The organism is Lactobacillus sp. ESL0259 (genome assembly GCF_003693045.1).
In the GTDB taxonomy this organism is placed as follows: Bacteria; Bacillota; Bacilli; order Lactobacillales; family Lactobacillaceae; genus Lactobacillus; species Lactobacillus melliventris.
Map to the genome: position 1 here is coordinate 1 of NZ_REHP01000015.1, position 7,226 is coordinate 7,226.

Consider the following 7,226-nt stretch of genomic DNA (forward strand, 5'->3'; position numbering starts at 1 on the left):
TACGTTTACTGGTTCAATCATATTAGAAGATCAAACAAACTAAAATACACGACCCCGATCAAATATCGAAATCGTGCATTGAGTCTTGCGTAATATTAAAATGTCTAACTTTTTAGTTGCACTTCAATTTCGGGGGGTCAGATCAATTGTTGGTCTTTAATTTGTTATTATTCAATGATTTCAATTACGTTGTTCGTACATACTTCAATAATATGTAATTCTATGCTTAATTGAAAGTTAGATAAACGTTTTTTCATAATGGTATAGTTTTATAATATTATTGTAATGGTAAATATGTTATTATTCTGGCTTTATCTTTAAGAATATAGCTCTTACATAAAGCAATACTTACCTCATTATGACTGTTATCAGTTTCAATTAAAGGTAGAAATAAGTACAGGTGCTTTAACTAAAACTAAATCATTTATTGCACGATGCTTTTTAAAAAGATAGGTATACTAATTATTTTTAATATTTAAATTAAAAGTTTTACTCTTTATTAGTAGATTATAGAATAAAAATATACAGAAGTAAATTATAACTAAATAATATATAAGCTTTTAAGTCCGTCTAGCTTTAGTTACATAAAGATTAATTCATTTTACATAATAATTAAGGCATGAGAAAAATACTGCTGAATAAAGATCAATAATTTCTATTTTTTATTGTGACATTAGCTGTCTTTAAGCGAAGATTGGAAAAGATAATAAACTTGTTATTTATTAATTTTTGCTTACTTAAAAGTAATAAATTATTGTCTAATTTTAAGTACTTCACCACTATTAATGGTTACAAGCTGGCCATGATTATTAAGAATCAAGTTTGCTTGGTTGTCGAGTCTGACAGCATCTCCTGTAATTGCTTTCTTTCCTGTTATAGCAGTTACTTTTTGTCCAAGCATTGACATGTTTTTTTCGTAATCATATAGAAATTGCTCTTGTGTAAAATTAGGTATAAATGACATGAGTTTTCTAACTAATTGGGCTACAAACTTGCAAAATTGTTCAGTGGTTGGAGGATAGTCTAATACATTAGTACTAGATGCTAACGCTTGTTCTAAATTAGGCTGATACAAGTTGCAACCAATACCAATTATAACTGTTTGAGTAGCAATCTTTTCGATCAAAATACCAGCGATTTTTTTCCCATGTAAGAGTAAATCGTTAACCCATTTGATATCGGAAATGGTATTAAATTGCTGGCGAATAGTTTGGTGAAGACACCACGCAGTTCCAGTAGTTAAAAGTCCTTGATTACTTGTTGTTAAGTGTGGCACTTTTGCAATAAGCGACAAATAAACGCCACCACTATTAGAAATAAAATAACGTTTTTGTTTGCCATAGCCATGTGTCTGGACATCACTACCAGCTAAAATAATACTTTGATATTGTTGTGCTTGAAAGTGCTGTTTAGCGTATGTGTTAGTAGAATCAACTTGCTTTAGCCATGTTACAGTAATTGGTAAGTCAGATAATTGATTGGCAATAAGATTTTGATTTTTTGAAATATTATTTTTAATCATGATTATTTTACCCTTGTTAAATAAATTTTGATATTCAAATAAATCTTTAAAATATTATATATCAAGCTTAGTTAAGAAGCAAAATTATAATAAATTGTAGTTAGTATAAAATATTTATGTGGAAAATAAAAAAACAGAAAAGAACTTTCTATTAAAATGTAATTTGAACAAGATTATATTCAGTGAGATTTTCTTCTATATGACTAGTTTATTACAAGACTTACAGTTTTTAATATACAATTTATCACGTAATACTAATAAAATGTTAATTAATGATCCCACTTTTGATAAGTTATTAGATTTATTTATGTAGCATCTGCCTAGTCGTAAAAAGCAATATTGAAGCAATGTGGATTTGTATTAAACAGACTTTATATGAGTAGCTAACTTTTAAATGAATATATTATCAAGACAAGAAATCTAAGCATTATTTCTTCTGGCTTGATCAAGCCATGAACTTAAAAATTATACCCGCAACTTTAAGGTAAAGAAGTTGCCGTATTATGAGCAGTTTCAAGCAAACTTTGGCGAAGTAGCTAAGACAAATTATTGAATCAAGGAATCATTAATGTTGGGCAGATATTAAATCCCTTTGAGCAAATAATTTAAAAAAGAAAACTATAAATAGCAGCAGGCAAGGATTAAAAATTTATATTATAAAAATTTGTAATTAAATTAAATAAAGTTGCAATTTAATTAAAAACGTTATATGATATATTAAAATATATTTAGAAAGGTCGTGAATAATTATGTTAACTAATAAAGTGGAAAGCATTACTCCAAATAAAGTATCTGATAAATGTTAGTAATAAACGAGTTACTTAGAACTCGTTTATTTTAGTTAGTTTTCAAAATAAAAAGGTGAATAATGTTTATTCCAATGATAAGGCCCGGAATAGGTGTATATAGAAATAAAAATAAAATAGAATTTGAAATTTATAACGAGCATAAGCAAATATCATATACTGCAGATGAATTGGCCATTAATATTATATCTTATTTAACGGGTGAATTTACTGACTCTGAAATATTACACATGGTAAATCAGAAACTGTCCTCAAAAAAATCAATAAACATTTTCTAAAAGATTTTTGTAATCAATTATTTTGCGATGGATTAATAGTATATAAGTCCTTGAAAAATAATTATGAACTATTAGATAGGGAAAATAATTATTTGAATATGTATCCTAATAAAAACAAATTTACTGATGAGTTTTTAAAAAAGCTAATGAATAAGCATATAACTGTTATTGGCTGTGGAGGATTAGGATCAAATTTACTTGAGCAATTATTTAGAATAGGTGTTCAAAATTATACTATAGTTGATTTTGACAAAGTAGAACCAGAAAACCTAGCCAATCAAGCAATTTTTACATCTAAAGATATTAATAAATCAAAGGTTGATGTTATTAAAAAATTTGGTAAAACTGTTAATCCTGCAATAAATATAAATAACATTAGCTTAAAAGTTGATCAGACTAATATTAACCAAGTAATTGCAGGGACAGATTTTGTTTTTTCGTGTGCTGATTATCCAAGTATAAAAAATGTATCACTGTTGGTTTCAAATGAATGCTTAAAAAAGGGAGTACCACATATTGTTGGTGGAGGTTATTCAGGACATGAGGCCTCTTTAGGAACTATGGTAATTCCTAAAAAAACATTTACGTGGAAAGATTATCTTGAAACATCAAAACTAGGACGAAACAAAAATCAGGAAATTATACCTCCTGTGGTGAACATGTCGTTTTTGCCAATAATAAAAATTATTGCTGCTATTCAGATAAATGAGTTTTTTAAATTGTTTAATAATAATGATAACTTGTTATTGATAAACTCTTTTAATGAGTTTGATATGAACTTGTATCAAATAAGAAAGACTATGATAAGAAAAGAGTCAACAGAATGATTTATGATTTTTCTATGTATTTGAGTGATCTAGATGATCAACGTCTTTTCCAAGTATTAAAAAAAAGTAATCAACTTGATTTGATTTGGAAAGAAATTTCTTTAATTAGACAAATTGAAATAAACGAAAAAAAAGAAAATATTCAAGACCTTGTGACAATTGCAAGTAAAGCCATGAAGTTTACTAATTTAAAAAACCAAGAGTCACTGAGCAAAAAATGGGCTAACTATATTTTGTTTCAAGAAACTGATGCTATATTTGTTTATTTATTTTCTCAGACAAAGTGTTTTCTAAAAAATAATTTAATTATTATAAATGAAGAAAAATTAAATGATATTAAGAGAGGAAATACGATAATTTTTAGTCCACATTGGGGAGATTTTTATTCTATACCAATAATATTGGCGAGTTTAAGAATTCAAAATGTTCCATTAGCTAATGGTGATGAAGGGGAGCATATGCGGTCCATTTTAGATGTAATGTTATCGAGCTTAAAAAAGTACATAACAGAAGTTTTAGACACATCTAACCCAGTTAATGCTCTTTTTAAGTTGGATAATTTATTAAAAAATTCAAAAAATATACTTGAATTTCCAGAATATACATTAGGTCCTAAACCCAAGTATCGTACTAAGTATTTAGATAATTTCTTTCCCGTAGCGTACGGATTAGCAGCCTTAGCTAAACGAAATAATTCAAATATACAACCAGTTACTTTTACAAGAATAGATGATTTTCCTCATTATGAATTAAGATTTTATTCCAAGATAAATATAAAAGATATGACAGTAGGACAGATTAATAATAATATTCACAGACTGATAAACAGTATAATAGTTAAGACTCCTGAAAAGTGGTGGTATTGGTATTTGTTTTCCAAAAATAGAATATCAATCAATTAAGTATTATATATTAATTTAATATACAACGGTGATAAAAATGAAAATAAAAAACATAATTAGATGGTTACCTAATTGGCTCGTATTTTCAATAATAATAACAACAATTATTTCATCATTTGATGGAGTAGTTTTGGCACAGGTACTTTCTTCTATAGCAAATTTTAATCATAACTCAACATTTTTAGAAGTAATGTTTTATGCTGTCAAAAGCTTTTCAGCAATGGCTATTGTGTATTTTTCAATGACTTTAAGAAAAATGTTAATAAATTTAGCAATAAAAAAGCTTAATGTAAAGCTCAAAAGTAATTTTATTTATGGGCAAATTAATACTTCAACTTTTAGTAGTGATACTGCGGATAATGTCTCAAAAATATTTAATGATTTTAAATTGGTTGAAACAGATTACTTTAGTCTGATGTTTGAAGTATTTGCGTCTTTGTTAATGGCATTAATCTCTGGAATTTATATTTTAAGTTTAAGCATACCTATTGGAATTTTGTTTATTTTATTTTCTTTATTACCTATGATAACTCCAAAGATTTTTGGTAAAAAATTAACTGCCACTTCTTCAAAGTGGCAGGAAGATAGTAGTAGATTTTTAAGTAAGGTAACTGATTTATTTAATGGAGCCAATACTATCAAAACTTATTTAGCTGAAAAGTATATGTACAATGATACAGATAAGTATTTAAATGAATCCGAAAATTCTTATTTACTTATGAATAACTGGCAAGCTGTTACTTTTTTTGTCGCTTCAATTCTTTCAGTTGTTAGTTATATTTTACCTATTGGTATTGGCTTGCTTTTAGTTATTCAAAGAAAGATATCTTCTGCAGCTTTGATTGGTATTTTTATGGCTAGTGACAGAGTCGTAGGTCCATTAGGAACAGTTTCAGAGTATCTTAGTAAGATAAAAACTACTCAAGAAATTCGAAAATCTTATAGTGAACATATGATTGAATTTAAAGCTCCTAAAAAAATATCGAAAGATATTAAGCCAAAAATTTGTTTTGAAAATGTTTATTTTACGTACTCAAATGGTAAACAGATTATCAATAATTTGAATTTAAATATTACTTTTGGAGAAAAAATTTTGATTACAGGAGCTTCTGGTGTTGGTAAATCGACAATACTTAATTTGATTCAGGGTTCTATTAAACCAAGTAGCGGAAAAATTTATTTGAGGGAAAAGAATAGTAAAATAAACAATATTCTCGAATCTGGTAGGATTGCTTATATAAGACAAAATCCCAACTTATTTAATGATACTTTGCGTTTTAATCTAACTTTAGGCGAGGATTTCTCAACTAAAGATTGTTTATTTGTTCTTGAAAAAGTAGGATTGATTAATGAACTAGGTAACGATGCTTTAAATAGATATTATGGTGAAAGTGGGAAAAACTTATCTGGTGGACAACGGCAGCGAATCGAAATTGCTAGAGCTCTTCTTTTTAATAAAAAAATTATTTTAATTGATGAAGCAACTTCTAGTTTAGATCCAAAAATGTCGGACAAAATAAATAAAATTATTCAAAATTTAGATTGTACAGTGATTGAGGTTGCTCATTATTATGACGATATTGAATTTAAACATGCACATTTTACACACTATGTACTTGAAAATAAAACTTTAAGATTAAATTGTTAAGTACAGTGAAAATCAAAAGTAAAAATATGAAGTATGTCAAGAATTAAGTATAAATTTTTTTGATGATAGTTAACACAAGTTTCACACTTAGGTTATTGATTAGGTTTTGATAGCAGTGTGGTCTTTACCAGTTAAACGGTTCTCTTGCACACTAGTCTCATTATGATTTTTTATATATAAACATTCTAACGTTAGTGATGGAGATGAGGCTAGCTCAATTTTGCCTTTACCACTTTTGTTTTGTGCTAAAGTGGGTTTGAGTTGTAAGCATTTTTTACGCTTTATCCTAATAGTAATTAACGTCGTTATAAAAATTGGCAGCTTCGTTATTTCCTTGCTTAAATCTGTTTGAAAAGTATTGGACACTTAGGGTCCATGTGTTGAAAAAGTGCATTAACAAGGAAGTCAGTTATATGAAATAAGTGATTGTCAAGCTAACTTTTTATTTTAGATCAAAAATTAATAACCAACAAGTTCATGTGTCAGGACACAATAACTGATAAGTAAATATTTGAGAGTATGCATAATTAATAGATTTGGGCTATATTAAATAATTGGACAGCTAGACAATATTGATAAACCCAGAAAAGACAACAAAGGTAAGTATATTTTAAATACGCAAACTATTGCTTATCAGTGCTTTGCTTTTTTGCTTTAAGGTAAAGAAAATTTCGTATATTATGAGCAGTCCCAAGCAAATTTTTACGGAAGCAGTTAAGACACGTTACTGGATTAGGGAATTATTAATAGCGGGCAGATATTAAAGCTATCTGAGCAAATAATTTAAAAATGAAAACTATAAACAGCAGCAGGTAAGGGCTGAAAGCTTATTATCCACAAAAATTTGGCACTAACTAAATTGTAGATCGGTATTTGACAGTTAGTCAAGATTGCAATATTATATTGCTGCAAAATACTTTGATAATTAAAGTATTTATAAAGAGGTTTATAAATAAACTAAGAACATTTTCAACTATAGGAAGTGATGCAATGAAAATTGATTTCAAACCAATTAGCAATATATTGATATCAGTATACAATGATATTATTCACGCTTAAGAATATGTGTTACGTTTAAGAATATGTGTTAGTTAATTTGCAGGCATTTCTTGAGTTTTGAAGTGCAACTAAAAAGTTAGACATTTTAATATTACGCAAGACTCAATGCACGATTTCGATATTTGATCGGGGTCGTGTATTTTAGTTTGTTTGATCTTCTAATATGATTGAACCAGTAAACGTA

6 protein-coding genes are annotated in these 7,226 nt (G+C 27.6%); 4 read left to right on the top strand and 2 right to left on the bottom strand.

Features of this window, described 5'->3' with window-relative positions; genetic code table 11:
* A partial coding sequence (locus tag F5ESL0259_RS08860) for an IS3 family transposase (RefSeq protein WP_147444110.1) occupies window positions 1-93 on the top strand: 93 nt, incomplete at its 5' end.
* 658 nt (window positions 94-751) lie between these two features.
* On the opposite strand, the gene F5ESL0259_RS08865 is transcribed toward F5ESL0259_RS08860, so the two are convergent.
* Complete coding sequence (locus tag F5ESL0259_RS08865) at window positions 752-1,522, bottom strand: biotin--[acetyl-CoA-carboxylase] ligase (RefSeq protein WP_122026729.1); 771 nt, start codon at window positions 1,520-1,522, stop codon at window positions 752-754.
* 1,182 nt (window positions 1,523-2,704) lie between these two features.
* On the opposite strand from F5ESL0259_RS08865, the gene F5ESL0259_RS08875 reads away from it, so the two are divergent.
* The 3 genes from F5ESL0259_RS08875 to F5ESL0259_RS08885 are packed head-to-tail and all read left to right on the top strand — an operon-like array spanning window position 2,705 to window position 5,983.
* Window positions 2,705-3,433 (top strand): ThiF family adenylyltransferase, encoded by a 729-nt coding sequence (locus tag F5ESL0259_RS08875; protein ID WP_147444122.1) that lies wholly within the window; start codon window positions 2,705-2,707, stop codon window positions 3,431-3,433.
* Window positions 3,430-4,335 carry a hypothetical protein gene (locus F5ESL0259_RS08880; protein ID WP_034981289.1) on the top strand — a complete coding sequence of 302 codons (906 nt, stop codon included), beginning with the start codon at window positions 3,430-3,432 and terminating at the stop codon, window positions 4,333-4,335. Before F5ESL0259_RS08875 ends, F5ESL0259_RS08880 begins: the two co-directional genes overlap by 4 nt.
* Window positions 4,336-4,372: 37 nt before the next feature.
* On the top strand, window positions 4,373-5,983 hold the full coding sequence (locus F5ESL0259_RS08885; RefSeq protein WP_081945380.1) for an ABC transporter ATP-binding protein: 1,611 nt from the start codon (window positions 4,373-4,375) through the stop codon (window positions 5,981-5,983).
* Window positions 5,984-7,133: 1,150 nt separating this feature from the next.
* Here F5ESL0259_RS08885 and F5ESL0259_RS08890 read toward each other — a convergent pair.
* Window positions 7,134-7,226: IS3 family transposase (locus tag F5ESL0259_RS08890; RefSeq protein WP_147444110.1), on the bottom strand; the 93-nt coding region annotated here is incomplete at its 5' end.